Below are 3,267 nucleotides of genomic sequence, written 5' to 3' on the forward strand. Positions count from 1 at the left end.
TTCTTGTGGATAACACAGATATTTTTAAAAATCACATTCTGCAACTATCTATTATTTTTATTAAATTAAATGAACTTACCATATTATAATGCATGATCCATGCCAAGTTTTATAAGTGTAATAAAAGGTGTATATATAGAGCTTTTACAATAAATGTTATCTATAATACTTGTATTTTACACATAAAACACCCTGCAAATATTGCAGGGTGCAGATATTGCAGGGTGTTTTATAAATTATACTCTTTAATTTTATATCTTAATGTTCTTTCTCCGATTCCAAGACTCTTAGCAGCCCATTTTCTGTTTTGATTGTTATTTTCAAGTGCAAATTCTATTGCTTTTTTCTCAATCTCTTTGATATTTTCATTTTTATATATTTTTATATGATCTTCAGTAAAATTATTAGCCTTATTAATTGGTTTTTGAGGACTCATATGTAATGAATCTGGCTTTATATTGTCTGAAGTGTTTAATACTACAGCCCTTTGAATAATATTTTCTAACTCTCTTACATTTCCTTTAAAACTGTGCCCACTAAGTATTCCATAGGCCTTATCAGTAATACCTTTAATGTTTTTATTAAAAGAAATATTATATTTATTTATAAAGTAAGGTACTAGGTATTTCAAATCTTCTATTCTATCCCTTAGAGGGGGTGCTACTATATTAATTACATTTATTCTATAGTAAAGGTCTTCTCTAAATCTGCCAGATTCTACCTCTTTTTTTAAATCCCTATTTGTAATACAAATAATCCTAATATCAACTTTATGAACCGTTGAATCTCCAATATGTCTAACTTCTCTTTCCTGTAAAAACCTTAAAATCTTTGACTGTAATCTTAAATCCATTTCACCTATTTCATCAAGTAAAAGAGTTCCTTTATGGGCTCTTCTTATGATTCCAATCTCATCTTTATATGCTCCTGTAAAGGAGCCTTTCTTATATCCAAAAAGTTCACTTTCAAGAAGATCGCCCGGCATAGCAGCACAGTTAATTGCCATAAATGGTTTATAGCCACGGTTACTAGATCTATGAACTTTTTGCGCTATAAGTTCTTTTCCTGTTCCACTTTCTCCAGTTATTAATATTGTAGCATTAGTGTTTTTAACTCTATTTATCATTTCAATAACCTTTTTTATTTGCATAGACTCACCAATCATATCTTTTTTTATATGTCCTTCTAGGTCATTGATTTTTTTAAGCATTTTCAACTTTTCATTAGCTCTAGAAAGCAATAATATGAGTTCATCATTGTCTATTGGCTTTGTTATGAAATAATATGCACCTGATTTAATAGCTTCTATAGAGTTTTCTATAGTAGAATAAGCAGTCATTATTATGATTATTGCATTAGATTGAAATTCAAGAAACTCTTTCATTAATTTAAATCCATTTTCTTCTTTTAGCCTTAAATCAAGAAGGACCAAATATATTTCTTCTTTTTTAAATATATTTAAGGCCTCAGTTGAGTTTTCACTTGTATATATATCATATCTGTCTTCTAAGAGAAACTTGAGAGATCTCAATATTTTAGGCTCATCATCAATTATTAATAATTTATTTTTCATTTAACTCACCCTCTTTTATTTTCAAACTAATACACATTCCTTTTTCTTCTCCAAGACTTTCCGCCAAAATATTAGCATCATTTTCATCTACAATTTGCTTGATAACAAACATTCCTACTCCATTCCCAAATTCCTTGGTAGTATAAAATGGTTCAAATATATATTGTAAATTATCCTCAGTCATACCACACCCATTATCTTTAAAAAGTAAAGTAATTTCTTCATCATCTTTATCTGCTGATATTTCGATAAGTGGATCCTTAATATCTTTTAAAGCATCTATACTATTAAGAAAAATATTTAATACTAATTGTTTGAATTGTGAAGAATCAAATTTGATATAATAATCCTTATTAATATCTATCTTTAGTTCTATATCTTCCATTTGAAGTTTTACTATTTTAATTGATTTCATAAGCTCCTTATATAAATTAAGATTTTCTATTATTGGTTTTTTTGGAGATGTATATTCTATAAATTCCTCAATAAGGCTATCTATCCTATCTATTTCTTCGGGTATATCTTCAGAAGCCGCTTGTAGGAATACCTTATTATCTATTTTATTTTTTATTTGACTCGTATACATTTTTATTGATGTCATGGGATTTCTTATTTCATGGGCTATAGAAGATATAATTTTATCCATAAATTGTAACTTATCATAATGTCTAAGTTCATTTATAAACACCTTATGTTCTTCTGTTTTTGCTTCAACAACTTTTTTCAATTTATTATTTATACTTTGTACTATTATAATAAGAGAAATTAATATCATGAAAACTACAATAGTAATCTTCCACCAAGTTTCATTTTGTGTTTTAGTATCCTTTATAGGTGTCCCGAACCATTTTCTATACAAAGAATCATACATACCATTTTTTTGAATCTCTAAAAGTCCTGCATTTAACTTTGCTAAAAGAAATTGATCATCTTTATCCACCGCTATTCCATACTTTTGTTCATTAAGAGCATCTCCTACTATCCTTAGCTCATCGATTGAAGCTTTTTCATTACATAAATAATTTATAGTTAATGTATTACCAATTAATGCATCAAACTTATTATCTAGTAACCCATCTAATGCTTCTCCAAGCAAATCATATTCTATTATTTTTGTGTCTTTTATTGAATCTATTTCCCTATAAATAATATCTTCTTTAAGTAAAGCAATTGTTTTACCCCTTAGATCTTTTTTATCCTTTATATCTTTATTACTGTCTAATACAAATATTGATTGAGAATTCATCAATATGGAATCTGAAAATAAAAACTTTTCTTTTCTATTTAATGACTCTTTCATTCCCTGTATTATATCCGCTTGTCCATTTTCAATAGAATTATAGGCCTCTTCCCACTTCATAGGTAAAAACTCAAATTCTATTCCACTTACAAGGCTTATTGCCTTAATCACATCAACATTAAAGCCCTTAAAAGCTCCATTTTCATCGACATATTCATAAGGAGGAAAATGCATGTCTCCAGCTACTCTATAACCTTCAAATGTAGCAAAGGATGGACGTGACAGTATGATATTAAATAAAATAAATAATATTATTACTTTCTTTTTCATATTCATCACCATTTCACCTTAACATATTTTACTAGGTAAAAATATTATATCATAGTAATCTACTATAAACATTGATATAACTATATAAATTCTTTCCTTTTCTCTCATTACATGTAGTGACGAC

2 protein-coding genes are annotated in these 3,267 nt (G+C 27.5%); both read right to left on the reverse strand.

From position 1 onward, the window contains the following. Positions 1-229: 229 nt before the first annotated feature. Positions 230-1,573 (reverse strand): sigma-54-dependent transcriptional regulator, encoded by a 1,344-nt coding sequence (locus tag ACTHW2_RS12235; RefSeq protein ID WP_442264193.1) that lies wholly within the window; start codon positions 1,571-1,573, stop codon positions 230-232. Continuing rightward, entirely contained in the window at positions 1,563-3,143 is a 1,581-nt protein-coding gene (locus tag ACTHW2_RS12240) for a transporter substrate-binding domain-containing protein (RefSeq protein ID WP_442264194.1), read from the reverse strand. The genes ACTHW2_RS12235 and ACTHW2_RS12240 overlap by 11 nt, the downstream gene beginning before the upstream one ends. Positions 3,144-3,267 lie beyond the last annotated feature (124 nt).

It is taken from the genome of Tissierella sp. (genome assembly GCF_052089545.1).
In the GTDB taxonomy this organism is placed as follows: domain Bacteria; phylum Bacillota; class Clostridia; order Tissierellales; family Tissierellaceae; genus Tissierella_A.

What these genes read in the sequence shown, in the direction of transcription:
- ACTHW2_RS12235 (WP_442264193.1), bottom strand. Translation starts at nt 1,573, where the DNA reads ATGAAAAATAAATTATTAATAATTGATGATGAGCCTAAAATATTGAGA.
- ACTHW2_RS12240 (WP_442264194.1), bottom strand. Translation starts at nt 3,143, where the DNA reads ATGAAAAAGAAAGTAATAATATTATTTATTTTATTTAATATCATACTG.